General features: G+C 69.6%; 17 protein-coding genes and 1 pseudogene. 9 read left to right on the top strand and 9 right to left on the bottom strand.

Annotation, left to right across the window (positions count from 1 at the left end; translation table 11 throughout):
- Positions 1-88: 88 nt before the first annotated feature.
- Both ACZ466_RS19180 and ACZ466_RS19175 read right to left on the bottom strand, forming a co-directional pair.
- Positions 89-802 (bottom strand): ATP-binding protein, encoded by a 714-nt coding sequence (locus tag ACZ466_RS19180; RefSeq protein ID WP_378285248.1) that lies wholly within the window; start codon positions 800-802, stop codon positions 89-91.
- The gene (locus tag ACZ466_RS19175; protein ID WP_378285247.1) at positions 799-1239 is read right to left on the bottom strand and encodes a hypothetical protein; all 441 of its coding nucleotides are present in this window, start codon (positions 1237-1239) and stop codon (positions 799-801) included. The genes ACZ466_RS19180 and ACZ466_RS19175 overlap by 4 nt, the downstream gene beginning before the upstream one ends.
- Positions 1240-1441: 202 nt before the next feature.
- On the opposite strand from ACZ466_RS19175, the gene ACZ466_RS19170 reads away from it, so the two are divergent.
- On the top strand, positions 1442-2311 hold the full coding sequence (locus ACZ466_RS19170) for a helix-turn-helix domain-containing protein (RefSeq protein ID WP_378285246.1): 870 nt from the start codon (positions 1442-1444) through the stop codon (positions 2309-2311).
- Entirely contained in the window at positions 2308-2520 is a 213-nt protein-coding gene (locus ACZ466_RS19165) for a DUF397 domain-containing protein (protein WP_378285245.1), read from the top strand. Before ACZ466_RS19170 ends, ACZ466_RS19165 begins: the two co-directional genes overlap by 4 nt.
- A gap of 49 nt (positions 2521-2569) precedes the next feature.
- Here ACZ466_RS19165 and ACZ466_RS19160 read toward each other — a convergent pair whose 3' ends face one another.
- Positions 2570-3061, bottom strand: coding sequence for a hypothetical protein (locus ACZ466_RS19160; protein WP_378285244.1), 492 nt, complete (start codon positions 3059-3061; stop codon positions 2570-2572).
- Positions 3062-3897: 836 nt separating this feature from the next.
- On the opposite strand from ACZ466_RS19160, the gene ACZ466_RS19155 reads away from it, so the two are divergent.
- Positions 3898-5481 carry an IS1182 family transposase gene (locus tag ACZ466_RS19155; RefSeq protein WP_378293548.1) on the top strand — a complete coding sequence of 528 codons (1584 nt, stop codon included), beginning with the start codon at positions 3898-3900 and terminating at the stop codon, positions 5479-5481.
- A 170-nt stretch (positions 5482-5651) separates the two neighbouring features.
- Here the strand turns inward: ACZ466_RS19155 and ACZ466_RS19150 are convergent, their stop codons facing one another.
- The 4 genes and pseudogenes from ACZ466_RS19150 to ACZ466_RS19135 form a co-directional block, all read right to left on the bottom strand.
- The gene (locus ACZ466_RS19150; protein WP_378293577.1) at positions 5652-6911 is read right to left on the bottom strand and encodes an IS701 family transposase; all 1260 of its coding nucleotides are present in this window, start codon (positions 6909-6911) and stop codon (positions 5652-5654) included.
- 59 nt (positions 6912-6970) lie between these two features.
- A protein-coding gene (locus tag ACZ466_RS19145; protein ID WP_378291367.1) for an IS5 family transposase occupies positions 6971-7869 on the bottom strand; the annotation gives its coding sequence in 2 pieces (ribosomal slippage) (positions 6971-7527 and positions 7527-7869; 900 coding nt in all).
- Positions 7870-7929: 60 nt separating this feature from the next.
- Positions 7930-8556, bottom strand: a complete 627-nt coding sequence (locus ACZ466_RS19140) for a class I SAM-dependent methyltransferase (protein WP_464043894.1) — start codon at positions 8554-8556, stop codon at positions 7930-7932.
- Positions 8557-8659: 103 nt separating this feature from the next.
- Positions 8660-8806, bottom strand: a pseudogene (locus ACZ466_RS19135) (NmrA family NAD(P)-binding protein); the annotation flags it as partial.
- A gap of 57 nt (positions 8807-8863) precedes the next feature.
- Between ACZ466_RS19135 and ACZ466_RS19130 the strand changes: the two are divergent.
- From ACZ466_RS19130 to ACZ466_RS19120, 3 genes are all read left to right on the top strand, one after another.
- The gene (locus tag ACZ466_RS19130) at positions 8864-9466 is read left to right on the top strand and encodes a TetR family transcriptional regulator (protein ID WP_378283276.1); all 603 of its coding nucleotides are present in this window, start codon (positions 8864-8866) and stop codon (positions 9464-9466) included.
- Between the two features lie 81 nt (positions 9467-9547).
- The gene (locus tag ACZ466_RS19125) at positions 9548-9826 is read left to right on the top strand and encodes a hypothetical protein (protein ID WP_464043893.1); all 279 of its coding nucleotides are present in this window, start codon (positions 9548-9550) and stop codon (positions 9824-9826) included.
- Between the two features lie 197 nt (positions 9827-10023).
- Positions 10024-13314 carry a DUF4132 domain-containing protein gene (locus ACZ466_RS19120; protein WP_378283278.1) on the top strand — a complete coding sequence of 1097 codons (3291 nt, stop codon included), beginning with the start codon at positions 10024-10026 and terminating at the stop codon, positions 13312-13314.
- Here ACZ466_RS19120 and ACZ466_RS19115 read toward each other — a convergent pair.
- Complete coding sequence (locus tag ACZ466_RS19115) at positions 13311-14084, bottom strand: DUF6597 domain-containing transcriptional factor (protein WP_378283279.1); 774 nt, start codon at positions 14082-14084, stop codon at positions 13311-13313. The genes ACZ466_RS19120 and ACZ466_RS19115 overlap by 4 nt on opposite strands.
- Positions 14085-14158: 74 nt before the next feature.
- Here ACZ466_RS19115 and ACZ466_RS19110 point away from each other — a divergent pair, with 74 nt between their 5' ends.
- On the top strand, positions 14159-14737 hold the full coding sequence (locus ACZ466_RS19110) for a TIGR03086 family metal-binding protein (RefSeq protein ID WP_378283280.1): 579 nt from the start codon (positions 14159-14161) through the stop codon (positions 14735-14737).
- Here ACZ466_RS19110 and ACZ466_RS19105 read toward each other — a convergent pair.
- Positions 14734-16035, bottom strand: a complete 1302-nt coding sequence (locus ACZ466_RS19105; RefSeq protein ID WP_378283281.1) for a hypothetical protein — start codon at positions 16033-16035, stop codon at positions 14734-14736. The genes ACZ466_RS19110 and ACZ466_RS19105 overlap by 4 nt on opposite strands.
- A 145-nt stretch (positions 16036-16180) precedes the next feature.
- Between ACZ466_RS19105 and ACZ466_RS19100 the strand changes: the two genes are divergently transcribed.
- Both ACZ466_RS19100 and ACZ466_RS19095 read left to right on the top strand, forming a co-directional pair.
- Positions 16181-16513 (top strand): ArsR/SmtB family transcription factor, encoded by a 333-nt coding sequence (locus ACZ466_RS19100; protein WP_378283282.1) that lies wholly within the window; start codon positions 16181-16183, stop codon positions 16511-16513.
- Positions 16510-17538: a TIGR03086 family metal-binding protein gene (locus ACZ466_RS19095; protein ID WP_378283283.1), complete on the top strand. Its 1029-nt coding sequence runs from the start codon at positions 16510-16512 to the stop codon at positions 17536-17538. Before ACZ466_RS19100 ends, ACZ466_RS19095 begins: the two co-directional genes overlap by 4 nt.
- The last annotated feature ends 2 nt before the right edge of the window (positions 17539-17540 follow it).

The following is a 17540-nucleotide window of genomic DNA, read 5'->3' as shown; positions in this document are numbered from 1 at the left end:
TAAGGCCCGGCCCTGACAACGTGCCAAGTTGGATTCTGGTCCCTCTGATCACTCCCGGTGGAGCGATGCCGCTATCAGCTCCCCCCGGCTAGGGGCGAGTATCGATCAGGTTGATGACGCGTTCGGTGGTTTCGTGGAGGTCGAGCAAGGGGTGATGGTCGTGGCCATTGCCTTCCGGCCAGGAGAAGGTCTTGGGCTCGACCCGGATGTTGAGACCACCTGCGGTGATGACGGGTCGGCCAGTGTCGTTGCTGCCGTGGGTGGAGTGGATACCGCGTGTCTGGAGTGCCAAGAGCAGACGGTAGGCGGCCACGGTTGGTGTGACGCCGTGTTTGGGCTCGGGCCAAGGGGCGGGGATCGCGAGAGCGAACCACACGGCCTTGCCCCGCACGGGGGCGCAGGCCAGGCGTGAGCGGGTGAAGCGGGCACCCGTGTCGGAGGCGAGCGCGGCGACGATGCCGAGACCCTTGCCGTGCTCGTCCAGCAGGTGGCACATGACGGGGCTCGGAAGGCTTGTGCGGGAGGCGTCGAAGAGCGAGATCACGAGTTCGTGACGCGGATGGGTGCGGGCCCAGATCCACAGCTCTGGCGGTGTGGCCGGCTGTTTGGTGTGGAGGTAAGCGTTGGTGGCCAGCTCTGAGACAGCGAGTTCCGCGTCCTCGACGAGGTTGTCCGGCATGGAGAGCGCCCGCAGTGCATTGACGACGAGCGACCGCGCAAGCGAGGCAGAGCGAGGACCTTCGGGAAGTTGGAAGGCACATGCTCCTCCAGCAGCGATGTCGGCGGTGCTGCCGGTCCTCATTGCCTGCCCCTTTCCCAGAGGGCAGAGCTGCGGTGGGTGTGCGGGTGGTTTGTGCTCTTCCGGTGGGTGAGGGAGCGCAGGACGCGGGGAAGCAGGCGGGGCCACGGACGTGCTTGGTAGCTCGCGCTGATGCCGGGACTCGTGCGGGGGGTGGCCATGCCGTAGCCCGGGAGTGGCCTGGTTGCGTGGGCCGCCTGGATAGCGATCATGCGGCTGAGGTCGCTCGGGGATGTCGCCTCAAGGATGTGGTCGTGCTGGCTTCGGTTCCGGACCATGGCCCAGTAACGGCCGGTGTGCTCGCCCAGCCACATGACCACGCTGGGGAAACGGGCGCGGAGCTGCGCCAGCGCCACCTCGGGGTCGATCTCGAACTCGGCCCAGGGCGGCGGGAAGAGCGCGGTCACTTCGTGGGGTGGTGGCTTCGTACGATGGTGCATGGATTGGACCTCCTGCGTCCGATCAAGGTCCCGGCCGGTGTTGCAGCACCGCGTCCGGGACCGTCTCGTTTCGAGTGATCACGATGCGTGAGCACCTCGTTACGAGGCATCATGACTTGGACACGTCCTGATGTCCATGCACTTGTTCATTTTTCTTGGAGCAAGTTTTCCGCTTCTCAGGAGGTGATCACCTGGAAGTGGCATGCTGCGCACCATGACACCCGAGCAGAGCCCGACGGTTCGGCATCGCCGTCTCGCTCGTCAGCTCCGAGAAGCGCGCAAGCGGTCTGGTATGTCGATGGAGGCCGCGGCAGCCGCCCTCGGCTGGAGTCGTCCCAAGCTGGTCCGGTTCGAGACGGCCAAGACTCGTCCGACGGCAGCGGACGTTGCGGCGATGCTCGACCTCTATGGTGGCGGCGAGGCGATCAAGCTGGCCCTCGTCCAACTTGCCAAGGACATCCGCAAACGCGGCTGGTGGTCAGCGTTCAACGACGTGCTCGCAGGGTCGTTCGCGGAACTCGAAGACGACGCTGTACGCATCCGGACCTGGCAGGTTCAGTTCGTGCCGGGGCTACTGCAGATCAGCGACTACGCGCTCGCGCTCATCCGGGTGAGTAGTCCGGAAGAGACGGAGGAGATCCATCTGCGACGCCTGCAAGCACGAATGGCACGGCGGACGATCCTCGAACGGCAGGAGGGAGCCTCGCTTGCGGTTGTCCTGGACGAGGCAGTCCTGAGGCGGCCGGTTGGAGGCGCCGAGGTGATGGCGCGTCAACTGGACGCGTTGGTGAACGAAGCCAAGAAAACCAACGTCAGCTTGAGCGTCCTTCCGGCTGCGTCCGGTGAGCATGCCGGGATGGACGGCCCGTTCGTCATTCTGAGCTTCGAGGGGCAGCTGGACCCTGAGGTCGTCTACCTGGAGGGGATGGGCGGTGAGATCTACGTTGAAGATGTCGGGCAGGTCAACCGCTGTAATGTGAGGTTTGACCGGCTTTCAGATCAGGCGCTGTCCGAGGAAGACTCGGCGCGGCTGATCGTCGACATCGCCAAGGAGTACCGGGAAACCCCATGAGCCTCCCAGTTGACGCTTCACGGATCCGCTGGCGCAAGGCCAGCCGAAGCAGTGGCACCGGCAGCGACTGCGTTGAGATCGCTGACGTGGCAAACACGATCGCCGTGCGTGATTCCAGGGATCCTGCGGGGCCCAAGATCCTTGTTACGCGTGCGGGCTGGCGGGAGCTGGCTCGCCGGGTGGCAGATGGGGAGCTCGACGTTCGCTAGCTTCGAGCTTTATGAGCCTGTCGGGTTGCGGCCGGCGGGCTCTTTTTTTTTAGAGGGTGGTTGTTGCCTTGGTGGCTAGTTGTTGGGCTATGACTGGATGGCGATTCTGGTCGTGTTGGGGGGTGCCTGGGCCCTTGTAGCCTATGCGGGCCATTACTGGGCCCTTGGTTATTATTACGCCGGTGTCCAGAGGGGATTTGTAGGCGCAGGCATTGGAGGGTTTGGGGGTGGCCAGGGTGGTGTGGCATTCCCAGGTTTGGGCGGTTCGGTAGAAGTCGGCTTCGGCGGTTTTGGGGTTGTCGTAGACCTTGGCTTCCACGTTGAGGGAGTTGGCTTTGTTGCGGTCGGTCCAGTAGCAGCCCACGTAGTTGTGGGTCTCGTTGTCGCTGATGGTGCTGGGTTCGCCGGTGCGGTCGCCGGTCAGGGACTCCGCGAGGGACGGGTCGACGAGGGTGCAGGCGTTCAGTGATCTTCGGGCTCCGCCGCAGGAGGCGAGGGGGAGGAGGGTGACGAGTATGGAGATCACCAGAAATGACCGCATGGAGCCTTCAGGGGGAGGAGGGCGGGCTCCGAGGGTATCGCTTAATGTGCGGGGAGTTGATTTATGTGGCGGTTTCTTTCAGTGGAAGTGGGAAATGTTGGCAGTTGCCCAGGTTTTGAAGGTTCGAGGTGGGTTGGTGGTGATTTGTTCTACGGCGGGGGAGATTTCCGCGGGGGTGTTGACGGCCGCTGCTTGCATGGTGAGGAGTGTGTCGGCTATGGGGGCGGGGATGTGGTTGGCGAGCATGGCCTGGCGGGCTTGTTCGGGGAGTGTTTCTTCGTAGCGGAGGGGGCGTCCAAGGGCTTCGCCGATGATGCGGGCCTGGTCGGCGTTGGTCAGGGATTCGGGGCCGGTCAGGTGGGGTTTTGAGTCAATGAGGGTGTCGGTGGTCAGGGCGACGGTGGCTACGGCGGCTATGTCGCGTTCTTCGATGGGGGCCGTGTGGGCGTTGGCGTAGGGGGCGCGGACGATTCCGTTGGTGCGGATCTCGTTGGCCCACTGGAGGGTGTTGGACGCGAACGCGCCGGGGCGGAGGAAGGTCCAGTGGAGGGATGACTCCTCGATCTGGGCTTCCAGGGCCAGGTGGTGGGCGCCTATGAGGTTGGTGGGGTCGTCGTAGGCGGCGGCCAGGGAGGAGAGGAGGACGACGCGGTGGACGCGGTGGTCGGCGGCTTTCGTGAGGAGCTCTTCTAGGCCGTTTCGGAAGACGGCGGGGTTGATGAAGATCGAGGTTACGTCATCCAGGGGGAGGTCCTCGGTGCGGGCTAGAAGACTGCTGAAGATCTTGGGGTTCTGGCCCCGTCGCGGTTGCGGCGGGGCCAGTGTGGTGTGGTGTGGTGATGGGTGAATGGGCCGGGGAGAGGGTCGGTCCGGATGTGTGGGAGACGTGCCGGGAGCTGATCCCGGCCGGGAGCGTGTTCGCGTTCCTGGCCGAGCACCGTGGCGCGTTGTTCCCGGCGGAGATGTTCGCCGACATGTATCCCTCGGCCAACGGGCGGCCCTCGATGCCGCCGCAGATCCTTGCCGCGGCGATCCTGCTGCAGGCCCTGCACGGGCTGTCGGACTTTGAGACGGTGCAGGAGTTGCGGTGTGACCTGCGGTGGAAGGCCGCCTGCGGGCTGGGCCTTCACGACACCGCGTTCCACCCGTCGCTGCTGGCCTACTTCCGTCGCCGGCTGGCGCGTTCGGCCCGGCCGGACCGGATTTTCGAGGCCGTCCGGCAGGTCGTCCAGGCGACCGGGGTGCTCAAGGGCCGGCAGCGGCGGGCGCTGGACTCGACCGTGCTGGACGATGCGGTGGCCACCCAGGACACCGTCACCCAGCTGATCGCCGCCGTCCGGGCGGTGATCCGCGAGGTGCCGGGAGCGGCCGGGGTCGCCGCCGCCCGGTGCACCGCGCACGACTACGCCCAGGCGGGCAAGCCCCGCATCGCCTGGGACGATGAGCAGGCCCGCGCCGAGCTGGTGGACGCGCTGGTCACCGACGCGCTGCGGCTGCTGGGGCACCTGCCCGAGCAGGAACTGGGCGAACGGGCCGCGAACGCGGTCGGCATCCTGGCCCTGGTCGCCGGTCAGGACGTCGAACCGGCCGGCGGGTCCGACGGCCGCGACGGACGCTGGCGCATCACCGACGGCACCGCCCCCGACCGGGTGATCTCGGTCGTCGATCCCCAGGCCAGGCATGTCCACAAGACCCGCAGCCACCGCCAGGACGGCTTCAAGGCCCACCTGGCCGTCGAGCCCGAAACCGGCCTGTTCACCGCCGTGGCCCTGCGACCGGGCGCCGGGCCCGCCCACCATGAGGCCGTCGTCGGCCTGGACCTGCTCTCCTGCGAGGACACGCCGGTGGAGGTCTTCGGCGACACCGCCTACTCCACCGGCCAGGCCCGCCGGGCCCTCACCGCCGCCGGGCACCGGCTGTTCATCAAACCCGCCCCGCTGCGGCCCGCCATCCCCGGCGGCTTCACCCTGGACGACTTCGCCATCGACACCACCACCGGCACCGTGACCTGCCCCGCCGGGCACACCGCTCCCTTAACGGAACCCGGCGGGCGACACCACCAGCGCAAAGCCACGTTCGGAAAGCTCTGCACCGGGTGCCCCCTGCGCGAGCGGTGCACCAACGCCAAGGCCGGCCGCATCCTGACCATCCGCCCCCACCACGACCTCCAGGCCGCCGCCCGCCGCCAGGCGGCCGGCGATCCGGCCTGGCAAGCCGACTACCGCCGCTGGAGACCACCGGTCGAACGCGCCGTCGCCTGGCTCGTCCACCACGGCAACCGCCGCCTGCGCCACCGCGGCACCATCGCAGGCGACGCCTGGCTGCACACCCGGGCCGCCGCCCTCAACCTCCGCCGACTCATCAACCTCGGACTCACCCGGACCAACAGCACCTGGCATCTGTCCTCGGCCAACGCATGACCACAGAGGGGCTGTCCGGCCCACGGCCGGACAGCCCCTCTAACAAGATCTTCAGCAGTCTTCTAGTAGGGCTTTGTTAGTTCGTCATGGTGGGTGCTGGTGGCATGTGGGGCATCGGCCGCTCCAGGTGGCGAGCAGCACTTGGAGCTGTTTGAGAATCTTGTAGAGACTCAGGCCGCCCCGGCCGCTTTTGGGCTGGCCAGGCGTAGTTCGGTGAGGAAGAGGTGTGCGGCCGAGGCCAGGGTGACGTGGCGGTGCCAGCCGGTCCAGGAGCGGCCCTCGAAATGGGTGAGGCCGAGGCCGGTCTTGAGTTCGCGGTAGTCGTGTTCGATCCGCCAGCGGATCTTGGCCAGGCGTACGAGGGTCTTGATCGGGGTGTTTTCGGGCAGCGTGGAAAGCCAGTAGTCGGTGGGCTCGGGCTCACCGGGCGGCCACTCGGCCAGCAGCCAGCACGCGGGCACACTGCCGTCGGCGGCTTTGGGGATGTCCCGGTTGGCGGGACGTACCCGGATCGCGGTGAAGCGTGAACGCAGTTTGGCGGTGGGGTTGGCCGCGGTCTTCCTGGTGCCCTGGCGCCAGGTCACCCGCCGCAGGCTCGCGCGGCCGGCGGCCAGCACCAGGTCACGGAGGTTGGAGGCATCCCCGGCGTAGCGTGGCCCGGGCGGGCGGCCGCGTCCGCAATAGGCCGGCGTGACCGGCACCGCGTCGCCGTCGTAGGCGCTGGTGGCGGCCTTGACAGCCATCACATAGCCGATGCCGCGCTCGGTCAGTCCCAGCCGGAAGGTGGTGTTGTCGCCGTATCCGGCGTCACCGACGACCAGCGGCGGCATGTGCCCCCAGGCGGCCAGTTCGTCGATCATGTCCAGGACGAGCCGCCATTTGGGACGATGCCGTACCTGATCGCCGATGCCGCAGCGCCTGCGCCGCTCGGCGATCCGCCCCGCCTCCTGCGGATCGGCGGCCAGCGTGTCATCCCACCGCTCGGGCATGAACAAACGCCAGTTCAGCGGGGCCGAGCAGGCGTCGGTGACCGCATGCACGCTCACCGCGATCTGGCAGTTGGTCACCTTGCCCGCCGTCCCGGTGTACTGCCGGGCCACACACGGCGACCCGTCCCCGTCCTTGAGGTGTCCGGTGTCGTCCAGAAGCCACGCCTCCGGCTCCACCACCCGCAGCGACCGATCCGCCAACCTCCGCCGCACCGCCACGAAATCCCACGTCGAGGACGTGATGAACTGCTGCAGCCGCTGATGATCGACCCCCAGGCGCTCGGCCATCGGCTGCATCGACTTACGCCGCCCGTCCAGCATCAGCCCCCGCAGATACAGCCCGCCGTTCAAGCGCTGCTCACGACGCGCGAACGGCGTGAAAATCTCACCCGCGAAGTCCTCAAGACGGCCACGAACCTCAGCCAGCTCAGCCGGAGTCACACCAAGATCATCCCATATGATACCGAACTAACAAAGTCCTACTAGGCCGTGTCCCGTGATCATGTGACGGGGTCGCGGAGCCAGATGCGGATCGAGGCGACGTCGATGGTGCCCTGGTAGATGCGTTGTCGTTTGTCGTAGCGAGTGGCCACGGCACGATGCTGGCGGAGTTTGTTCACGCAGCGCTCGACGGTGTTGCGTTCTTTGTAGGCCTCCCGGTCGAAGACCGGGGGCCTGCCGCCTTTGGAGCCGAGTCTCGTGCGGTTGGCGGCCTGGTCCTTCTTCATCGGGATGACGGCCTTGATGTTGCGTTTGCGCAGGTAGCGGCGGTTGGTGCGAGAGGAGTAGGCCTTGTCGGCCATCGCCCTGGCCGGCCGGTTGCGGGGTCGTCCAGGGCCACGGCGCGGGATGCGGATGGACTTCAGCAGCGGGATGAACTTCGGGCAGTCCGCGTGCTGGCCCGGGGTGAGGATCCGGCTGATCGGTCGGCACCGCCGATCGGCCACCAGGTGAATCTTCGTGGACAGCCCGCCCCGTGACCGTCCCAGGGCCTCCCGACCCGCCGACGTCACTTCGTGATCTTTGCAAGCCCCTTTGAAGGCAGGTCGACGGCCGGAGCGTGCCGTGCCCCGGCCGCGTGCTGGTGCGCGCGGACCACAGTCGAGTCCGCGCTGACCGTCCAATCCTCGCCCTCGACCTCGTCGCAGCCCGCCCGCAGCCCGTCCAGGATCCGCTCCCACGTCCCATCCAGCGACCACCGGCGATGCCGGTTGTAGACCGTCTTCCACCTGCCATAACAGGGCGGCAGGTCACGCCACGGCGTGGCCGTACGCGTCCGATGGAAGATCCCGTTCATCACCGTCCGATGATCATTCCACCGAGCTCCATGCACGGTCTGTGACGGCAGCAGCGGCTCCAACAGCAGCCACTCCGCATCCGTCAGATCATGACGCTTCAGACGTTCCTCATCCACATGGATGATCTACACCAAACCGCCCCCAAAGGCCACGGGCACGATCTAGGGGAGGCGGGCCAGCAAGTGGGCGTCGAGGAAGCCCCGCTCGGAGGCCGGGTCGTGGAGCAGCCGGGCGAACGGGAGGAGCCCGGCCCCGGCCAGCAACTCGGCGAACCGGTCCGCTGGCCAGCTATAGGCGGGCGTCACCTTGTGGTCGAAGCGGACCGGCTCCGATCCGTCGGTCGCGAAGAACGAGACCAGGAGCAGGCCGCCCGGTGCCAGCACACGCACCTGCTCGGCGAGCAGCGCGGGCAAATCCCCAGGAGGGGTGTGGATCATCGAGTAGTGGGCCAGCACGCCGAGCGCGCCGTCCTCGACCGGCAGGGCCTCCATCCGCGCCTCATCAAACCGCAGCGCCGGATGGGCCCGCCGGGCGTGGTCGACCATGCCCGGGGAGAAGTCGAGCCCGAAGGCGTCCAGCCCCAGATCGTGCAGCATGGCCGTCAGATGTCCAGGCCCGCACCCGACGTCGACTGCCCGCAGGTTCCCCGTCCCGCGCACCAGCTCAGCGAAGGTACCGATCATGTTCCGCGAGAACGGCTGCGTCTCCAACTGATTAGCGAACATCGACGCATACAGCTTGACGACCCCGTCGTAGGCCGCCCGGGTGTCGTCCTGATGTTCCATCACGGGGAAGGAAACTAGCATCCGCGCACGTTCGCAGTTTCTCGGCCCCGTGTCCCCCAACCCCTTAAGGTCTGGCTGTCCGATCACATGATCACGGGACAGGCCCTAGTTCGGCCCCGGCGGGGAGGTTGGCGGTGGCGGGGTTGCGGGTGAGTGCGCGGACTTTGTGGCCGGCGCGGAGGAGTGCGTGGACGAGGGGGCGGCCTACTGCGCCGGTGGCGCCGGTTACCAGGATCATGGTCGGTAGTTTCATCCAGATGGATGAAGTTGTCAACCAAATGGATGGATGATGGGCGCTAGCATGCGGGGCGTGGAGGAAAAGGGGCCTCGGAGGGCGCCGCGGGACGGTGAGCGCAAGGTGGACGCCGAGCGGTCGCGGCGGCTGCTGCTCGACGCCGCGCTGGAGGAGTTCGCCGCCAAGGGGTACGCCGGTGCCCGCGTCCAGGACATCGCCGATCGTGCGGGCGTGAACAAGCAGCTGATCAGCTACTACTTCGGTGGCAAGGAGGGGCTGTATCAGGAGTTGGGGCGGCAGTGGCTGGAGCATGAGGCCGCGTTCAACGATCCCGATATTTCGCTGGAAGAGCTTCTTATGCGTTACCTGCGCGATTCGCTGGACGATCCGCGCGGTGCCCGGCTGAACGCGTGGGCGGGGCTCACTGGGGACGTCGTACCGGAGGATCCCGCGGAGGATCTGTCGGATCTGCGGCGTCGCCAGGCGGAGGGGGAGATTGCGGCCGAGCTTGAGGTCGAGGCGGTGATGCTGCTGATGACGGTGATGGTCGCGGCGCCCGCGACGATGCCGAACGCGGTGCGGCGCATTTACGGGATGAGCCCTGACTCGCCCGAGTTCAAGCAGCGGTACACCGAGCAGTTGCGGCGCATCGTCCGGCGCCTGGGCCAAGTGGAGTGAATCTCCGCACGCGCTGTGCGCCTGGGAGTGAAGGTCGGTGGACGGTACGAGCTGACGCACGGCCCCATCCGCGGGGGGCGGGTGGCCCGTGACACCGAGCTGGGACGGGCCGTCGTGCTCAAGCGGGTTGAGAGCACGACGGCGTTCAAGGCCCGGGCGTTGGCGCGGTTCAGTCATCGGCATGTGGTCACGCTCTATGACGCCGTGCGCGGCCGGGGGCGTTCCTGGCTCGTCCTGGAGTACGTGCCGAGCGGCAGCCTGGACCGGTGGCCGACCATCGAACCCGAGCTCGCGGCCCGTGTCGGCGCCCAGATAGCCGATGCTGCGACTGGCACAGCACCACCCGCGACCAGCCGCTGACCGCGGCGGACGGTAGCCCGGCCCGGCTGCGGGGCTACCACGCCTGCCCCTATTAGGGCGGCCGCCCGGCGGTTGAGATGGTCTACCTCGGTGTCCGAGCGGCTATGTGGCGGTCAGGCGGGCGCCGCCGCCCCTAACCGGACGTTCTCCGGACGTTCGGCGCTGGATGTCGGAGGCATCGCCTAGCGTGGGCCGCTATGGACGATCAGCTCCCCGACATGCCGGACACCTGGCGCCGGCAGGTGCATCCGCGGCGCGGTGGCCGCCATGTTCCCGAGGTCGAGATCGACGCCTCCGCCCCGGGTCGCCTGGCCGCCTGGGTCGAGGAGCACAGCGCCCACGTCCAGAAGGCACTGGAGGCGGGCGGCGAGCCCGCTGCGGTTGCGAGCACCCGCCGTTACCTGGGCGGCGAGGCTGATCCGGTGGGTGCGGCAGTGGTGGTCCTGCTGTTGGTCAGCGCGACCCCTGTGCGTCCGGGGCCGCTGCCGGACTGGATCGTGGACGCCTGGACGGCCCAGCACGGCCTCGCGTTTGCTGCGTGCGCGACCGTGCATCTGAACGCGGTCGAGGTCTACCAGACGCCCAACTCCAGCGCCCTGTCCATCCATCACCGGGACGACGGCACCATGCGCGTCCGGGGCAATGCCTGCCTGCGCCGCGCGCGCATCCTTCTGGCCGCGGCGGACGAGGGTGACTACGGGGCGGCCGTCGAGGGTCTGGAACGGCATCGGAAGTCCTCGGAGCAGCGCCTGGAGGCGGCGTACCTGGCCCCCACCCGGCACGACTGGGTGGAGGAGTGCTGCCAGGACCCCGCGGTCAACGATTACCGCGCGCGGTTGAAGCACTGGATGCTGATGTGCTCCGTGGGCACGCAGGCCCACGCCGACCTGATGGCGCTCCACTTCGAGCCGGTCCACTACGGGTATGACGAGGACGCCATCGCCACCCTGGTCGACGGGCTCGGCGCGGCCGCCGTGCCGTTGCTGAAGGCGTGGCTGGACAGGTTCAGTGTTGAGTCCGGCAAGCAGCTTCTCAGGGGCCTGGCCATTCTTCCGGCGGACGAGGCGTTCCAGATCCTGGTCGACCGGGTCGACGACAAGCACGCCCAGCCCGTGCTGATCGACGCAATGGGGCGGTTCCCCGTCCGGGCGTTGCGGCTGCTGGGGCCGGTCGCGGCCGGGACGTCCCGTACCGCCGGGGTCGCCGCCGATCTGCTGCGCGGCCACCTGCGCGCGCACCACGACACGGTGGTGTCCGCGCTGCCCGGTCTCCCGGACGAGGCCCGCGAGGCCGTCGCGCCGATGCTGGAGGCCCTGGCCGGAAGCCGGGTTCCGGACGCGCCCGCCGACGCGCTCCCGAAACTGCTGGTTGAACCGCCGTGGGCCGCGCGCGGCAAGAAGGCGAAGCCGGTCGTCATCAACGGCCTGACGGCTCCGGAGAGCCGGTCGATCGTCTGGGCGCCGGGCGAGCGCGAACGCTGGGCGACGCCGCGGTACGGCTGGGGGATCCACTGGAAAGACGAGGACGACCCCGTCCAGGTGTTCCGCCGGTACGGCGTGCACAACCAGCTCTGGGTGCTCGCCAGCGCCCCCGAGGAGCAGGCCCGGTCGCTGCTGCCGATGTGGGCGCCCAACTACGACCACGTCTACCCCGCCGATCCCCGCGTGCGGATGATCCTGGCGAGGTTCGAGGACGACGCGTTCCACGTGTTCTCCGCCCTGCTCAAGGCGCAGCAGTCCGAGACCGGCGATCTGGTGCTGCCGTTCCTGGACGCGGAGACGGCGGCGTACGCGGCCCGCTGGCTGGTCAGGGTGCGGCGGCTGCGTAAGGTCGCGCTGGCCTGGTTCGACCGGCACGGGCTGAACGCCGTCCCGTACCTGCTGCCCGCCGCGCTCGGCAAGCAGGGCGCGGCGCGGGGCAATGCCGAGGCCGCGCTGCGGCTGCTGGCGTCCCGGCACGGCACCGGCCCGATCGCCGAGGCCGCGCGGGCGCACGGCGACCGTGCCGCCGACGCGATCGCGGCGATGCTGGCCGCCGACCCCCTGGACGCGCTGCCGGCGCGGATGCCGAAGATCGGCGCGTGGGCCGACCCGGAACTGCTTCCCCAGGTGCTGCTGCGCGACCGCGAGCGGGCCCTTCCCGCGCAGGCCGCCGGGCACCTGCTGAGCATGGTGGCGATCTCCAAACCGGACGAGGTGTACCCGGGCGTGGGCATCGTCCGCGACCTGTGCGACCGCGAGTCGCTGGCCGAGTTCGCCTGGGAGGTCTTCCGCCGCTGGGACACCCACGGGGCGCAGTCCAGCGACGGGTGGGCGCTCGCGCAGCTCGGCTGGCTCGGCGACGACGGCACGGTGCGGCGGCTGACCCCGCTGCTGCGCACGTGGTCGGCCGATCGCCGCACGCCGAGGGTGGTGGCCGGGCTGGACGTCCTGGCCGCGATCGGGTCCGACGTCGCGCTGATGCGCCTGAACGGCGTCGCCCAGTCGGCGCGGTCCACGTCGCTGCGGAAGCGGGCCCGGGAACGGCTCGACGAGGTCGCCGCGGAGCTGGAGCTGACGCCCGAGCGGCTCGCCGACCGGCTGGCGCCCGACTTCGGCCTGGACGCCGACGGCGGCATGACCCTCGACTACGGGCCGCGCCGCTTCCGGGTCGGCTTCGACGAGCAGCTCAAGCCGTGCGTCATCGACGAGGACGGCAAGCCGCGCAAGTCGCTGCCGCGTCCGGGCGCGGCCGACGATCCCGAGCTGGCGCCGGCCGCGCACAAGCGGTTCGCCGCGCTGAAGAAGGACGTGGCCGCGGTCGCGGGCGACCAGCTCCACCGGCTGGAACGGGCGATGGCCGACCTGCGCGAATGGCCGGTGGACGAGTTCCGCACCTTCATCGTGGAGCACCCCCTGGTCTGGCACATCGCCCGCCGCCTGGTGTGGACGTCCCGGTCCGGCGACGGCGCGTTCTCCTTCCGGATCGCAGAGGACCGCTCCTTCGCCGATGTCAAGGACGCGGAGGTGACCCTGCCGGAGACCGCGCGGATATCGATCGCGCACCCGCTCCACCTGGACGGGGAGCTGGGCCCCTGGTCGGAGCTGTTGGCCGACTACGAGATCATCCAGCCGTTCGCGCAGCTCGGCCGTCCCGTCCACGCCCTGACCGAGGAGGAGCGGGACGGCGACCGGATGGGGCGGTTCGAGGGCGTGGAGGTCTCCACGGGACGGATCCTGGCGCTGCGGAGCCGGGCCTGGGACGCGAGTGAGACCGAGTACGGGAGCATTGTCGACATCGCACGGAAGATCCCCGATGGGTGCCGCGCCGTGATCGCGTTCACGCCGGGGATCCAGCCGGAGATCATGGACCCGGCCCAGGAGCAGAAGATCACCAGTGTGTCCGTCGTCCGCGACGGTGACGAGTCGGCCGCCGTCCGGCTCGGCGACGTCGACCCGGCCGTCGCGTCCGAACTCGTCGCCGACCTGACCCGCCTGACGGCGTCCTAGGAACGGGCGTAGCGGGCGGGGGAGGTGCCCACCACGGCGGTGAAGTCGCGGGTGAGGTGGGACTGGTCGAAGTAGCCCAGGTCGCCGGCCAGGCCCGCCCAGTCGATGCGGGCGCCCTGGTCGGCGCGGGCCGCGGCCTCGTGCAGGCGTGCGCGGCGCAGCACCCACTTGGGGCTCGCCCCGACGTACTCGGCGAAGAGCCGCTGGAGGGTGCGGGTGGAGACGTTCAGCGTCCCGGCGGCCTCGTCGACGCGGAACAGCGCCGGGTCGGCGGTGATGCGCCCGACCATTTCCGCCACCTCCTCGGCGACCGGGTCCGGGACGGCGGGTAGCAGGGGCAGCAGGAACTCTTCCGCCCGGCGCACCATCACGGCGAGGTCTGTTGTGCCGAGGACGGCGCGGTTGACCTCCTCCACGGCCGGGCCGAGGAACTCGGTGGCCGGGATCCGGCGGTCGGCCAGTTCGATGACCGGGCGCCCCGCGAACGGGCGGAAGTAGCCGGGACGGAACTTGACCCCCAGAACCTGCCCGCGCCCTTCGAGCTTCCGCACGAACAGGGCGCGGTCCACGCCGTACACCAGCGGGGCGGGCTCCTCGAAGACGAGGTGGACGTTCGGGTGGGAGAGCACCTTGGTCTCATAGGGCTCGTCGGTGTCCCACCGGACGTGCCAGTAGAACTCCACGAACCGCGCCAGCTCCGGGCAGGGGGCTTGGCGGTCCACGCTGACGATGGACTCGTGCTCGTGCGGGTACAGCACCCCACGTCCCATATCCGCCACCTGACCAGGGTACTTGGCGCGTTTCTCCAAGAGCCGCGTCCCGGCCGGTCCGTAGCGTGGACCGCATGAACGAACTCCACGTCCACATGAAGGAATGCGCCGCCGAGGCCGCCCGCGTCGCCCGTGGCGTCCACCGGGAGCGCCTGTCCGATCCGACTCCGTGCGGGGAGTTCGACCTTCGCGCCCTGGTGAACCACTGGGTGCTCTACACGTCCCATGGCCTGGAGCACAGGGCGCTGCGCGAGCAGCTTCCCGAGTCGCTCACCCAGCGCGACTTCACCGTCGACCGGGACTGGGCGCAGGAGTACGCCGCGCAGCTCGACCGGGCCGTCGCCGCCTGGGCGGACCCGGCGGTGTGGGAGGGCGAGATCGACCTCGGGTTCGCGTCGTCGCCGGCGACCGAGGTGGCCTCGCTGATCATCAAGGAGACGGCCGTGCACGGCTGGGACGTCGCCGCGGCCACCGGCCAGCAGTTCAACGTGTCGCCGGAGGCGGGCGCGTTCCTGCTCCGGGTCGTCCAGGAGAACGCCGAGATGTACCGGCAGTACGACGGCTTCGCCGACCCGGTGGCCGTGGACGCGGACGCCCCGGCCTTCGAGCGGGCCCTGGGCGCCTCCGGACGCGACCCCCGCTGGCGGCCCTAGTCCTGCCAGTAGAACAGCAGATCCCCCACGGCCAAGGGCTCGCGTTCTCCGAAGAAGTACACGTGCAGCTTCTCGAAGCGGATCCCGGCCAGCACCTGGTCGATGTGCCGGAACCCGGCCGCCCGCAACGCCGCGATCGCCCGCCCGTCGGCGCCGGTGCCGCCGAAGAACGGCCCGAGCGTGCTCACCATGAGCTGGCCGGCACTGATCTTGATCACGTCGTAGGTGCCCGACCCGGTCCCCTCGTGCTCGCCCGCCGCCACCGGCTCCTGCGGGTCCAGGCCCGCGGCGGTGAGGGCCTCGGCGGCGCGGTGGAGGCGGTCCTCGACGAAGTCGCTGTCCCAGGGGTCGGGCGCCGGCTCCAGGCACGCCGCCTCGAGCAGCCACCGGGGGTCGGTGTCGCGCTGGCCGGGCGTGTACTGGCGCACGATCGCCTCGCGCACGTCCGCCGGCACCCCCGGCAGCTCGATGCGGGGCGGGCCGAGCTCCTCCCACATCGCCCGGATCTCGTGGCCGCGCCGGTGCAGCACGGCCAGCGCCCACAGGTGGCCGGGGCGCCGTTCCTGGGCCATCGCCAGGAGCGGGCCGTCATCGCGGTCATCGGCCGTGCTCAGCAGCTCGTACGCCTTGCGGGCCACCATCGTCGAGGCGTCGGCGAGCGCGGGCGTCACGTCGCCGCCCGCCCGCCACGCGAGCCGCACGCCCAGCAGCCGATCTGCCGCCGACCTCCCGCCGGTCACGAGCTCCTCCGGTGAGCCGGCGCCGAGCGCGCCGAGCACGGCGGGGAGCCCCCGCGATTCGACCAGGACGTCGACGGCCTGCTCTCCGACCTTCCGCCGATGCGCCCAGGGGTCGGCGGCCAGCAGGGCGAGACGTCCCGCCGCGCTCACGTCGCCCATCTCCGCCCTGGCCAGGGCCATCGCCGTGTCCAGGTTGTACCGCTCGGTCTCCGGGGCGCCGTCCTGCGCCCGCAACCAGCCGAGCAGCTCGTCCGAATGTGGCCGCCCCGGCACGCCCAGCGCGCCGAGCAGCGCCCGCCGGATCTCGGTGGTGACGCCGTCGTCGCGCACGCACTCCAGCAGGGCCGCCGCACGCCCGTCGGGGACGCGTCCGGTCAGCGCCCGGGCGCAGGCCATCCGCCGCCACCAGGGCTCCTGCGCGTCCAGGACGAGGTCGGCCAGCGCGTCCGCGGGGACCTCCGCGAGCCTCCGCACCAGGCCGTCCACCGACTCGGTCCGCACCCGCGCCTCGGGAACGAGAGTCCTCAACCGCGCCCGATGATCGAGATCGCCTGTCACGTCCAGATCATCACCTATCCGCCCTGCCTGTGCAATCCGCCGCTTTTATGCGTCAGGACCGAAAAACCTTGAGACGCGGGACCCTCCGCACGCGAAATCAGTGTGTCTGCAATAGGTAGGAAAAATCCGACGTATAGTGGAGGTCATGACCGTGACCGAGGATCGCCTCTTCGCCGCGCTGGCCAGCCCCGTACGCCGCGAAGTCCTCCACCTGCTGCGCGAGCGGGGCCCGGCCTCCGTCAACGAACTGGCCGGGCACTTCACGATGGCCCGCCCCAGCTTCTCCGAGCACCTGCGGGTGCTGCGCGAGGCCGGCCTGGTCCACGAACGCCGCGAGGGCCGCCACCGCCTCTACCGCCTGCAGGCCGCACCGCTGGAGGAGATCCAGCAGTGGCTCCACCCGTTCGAGCGATTCTGGCGCGAACGCCTGACCGACCTCAGCGACGTCCTCGACACCCTGGACGGTGACGAATCATGACCACCAGCGACACGATCAGCGTCGACCAGTTCCTCGCGCACCCGCCCGCCAAGGTGTGGCGGGCACTCACCGAGCCGGAACTACTGGCCAGGTGGCTGATGCCCGGCGACTTCCGGTTGGAGGTGGGACACCGCTACCGCATGCAGACCCGTCCCGTACCGGCCACCGGGTTCTCCGGCACGGTCCTGGCCGAGGTGCTCGCCTTCGAGCCGGAGAAGATGCTCCGCGTCTCCTGGCAGGACGCCGAAGGCGGTGGTGACACCGACTGGACCATTACCTGGACGCTCCAGCCCGAAGGCCGCGGCACCCGGCTGTTCCTGCTCCACGAGGGCTTCGACCCGGACAACCCCCTGCACCAGCGCTCCCGCACCATCATGGGCGGCGGCTGGCGCTCCCACGTAATGAACGCCCTGCAACGCGTACTGAAGGAAGACGCCATGTCGGACCAGGCCGAACGCTTCCGCCTCGCCGCCGACGGCTTCGCCGCCAGGATCGCCGCCGTCCCGCCGCACCGCTGGGACGACCCGAGCCCGTGCCCCGGCTGGTCGGCCCGCGATGTGGCCGCCCACGTCATCTCCGAGACCCGCCGTATCGCCTCCACCGTCCGCGGCACCGAGCCCGAGCCCGTCCACGGCGTCGGCCTGGCCGAAATGGGCGCCCTGCCGCACGTCGAGTCCGACGCGTCCCTGCACGCCGCCTGGATCCAGATCAGCGCCGACCTGACCGCCGCGATCGACGACCCCGCCTGCCGCACCGCACAACTGCCCTCCCCGGTCGGCATGGTGCCGTTCGCCGACACCGTCGAGGCCCTGCCGGAGGACGTCCTCGTCCACACCTGGGACCTGGCCCGCGCGACCGGCGGTGACGAACGCCTGGACCCCGGCCTGGTCGCCCACGTCTACGAGCACCTCAAGCCGATGGACGAGGCACTGCGCCAACCCTGGGCCTTCGGCCCCAAGGTCCCGACTCCGCCCGGCGCCGACCTCCAGACCGAATTCCTCGGCTTCACCGGCAGGACCCCCTGATC

The organism is Actinomadura rugatobispora, from assembly GCF_055379765.1.
This window is presented reverse-complemented; position numbering and strand designations above follow the sequence as displayed.

What these genes read in the sequence shown, in the direction of transcription:
- ACZ466_RS19180 (WP_378285248.1), bottom strand. Translation starts at nt 802, where the DNA reads ATGAGGACCGGCAGCACCGCCGACATCGCTGCTGGAGGAGCATGTGCC.
- ACZ466_RS19175 (WP_378285247.1), bottom strand. Translation starts at nt 1,239, where the DNA reads ATGCACCATCGTACGAAGCCACCACCCCACGAAGTGACCGCGCTCTTC.
- ACZ466_RS19170 (WP_378285246.1), top strand. Translation starts at nt 1,442, where the DNA reads ATGCTGCGCACCATGACACCCGAGCAGAGCCCGACGGTTCGGCATCGC.
- ACZ466_RS19165 (WP_378285245.1), top strand. Translation starts at nt 2,308, where the DNA reads ATGAGCCTCCCAGTTGACGCTTCACGGATCCGCTGGCGCAAGGCCAGC.
- ACZ466_RS19160 (WP_378285244.1), bottom strand. Translation starts at nt 3,061, where the DNA reads ATGCGGTCATTTCTGGTGATCTCCATACTCGTCACCCTCCTCCCCCTC.
- ACZ466_RS19120 (WP_378283278.1), top strand. Translation starts at nt 10,024, where the DNA reads ATGGACGATCAGCTCCCCGACATGCCGGACACCTGGCGCCGGCAGGTG.
- ACZ466_RS19115 (WP_378283279.1), bottom strand. Translation starts at nt 14,084, where the DNA reads ATGGGACGTGGGGTGCTGTACCCGCACGAGCACGAGTCCATCGTCAGC.
- ACZ466_RS19110 (WP_378283280.1), top strand. Translation starts at nt 14,159, where the DNA reads ATGAACGAACTCCACGTCCACATGAAGGAATGCGCCGCCGAGGCCGCC.
- ACZ466_RS19100 (WP_378283282.1), top strand. Translation starts at nt 16,181, where the DNA reads ATGACCGTGACCGAGGATCGCCTCTTCGCCGCGCTGGCCAGCCCCGTA.
- ACZ466_RS19095 (WP_378283283.1), top strand. Translation starts at nt 16,510, where the DNA reads ATGACCACCAGCGACACGATCAGCGTCGACCAGTTCCTCGCGCACCCG.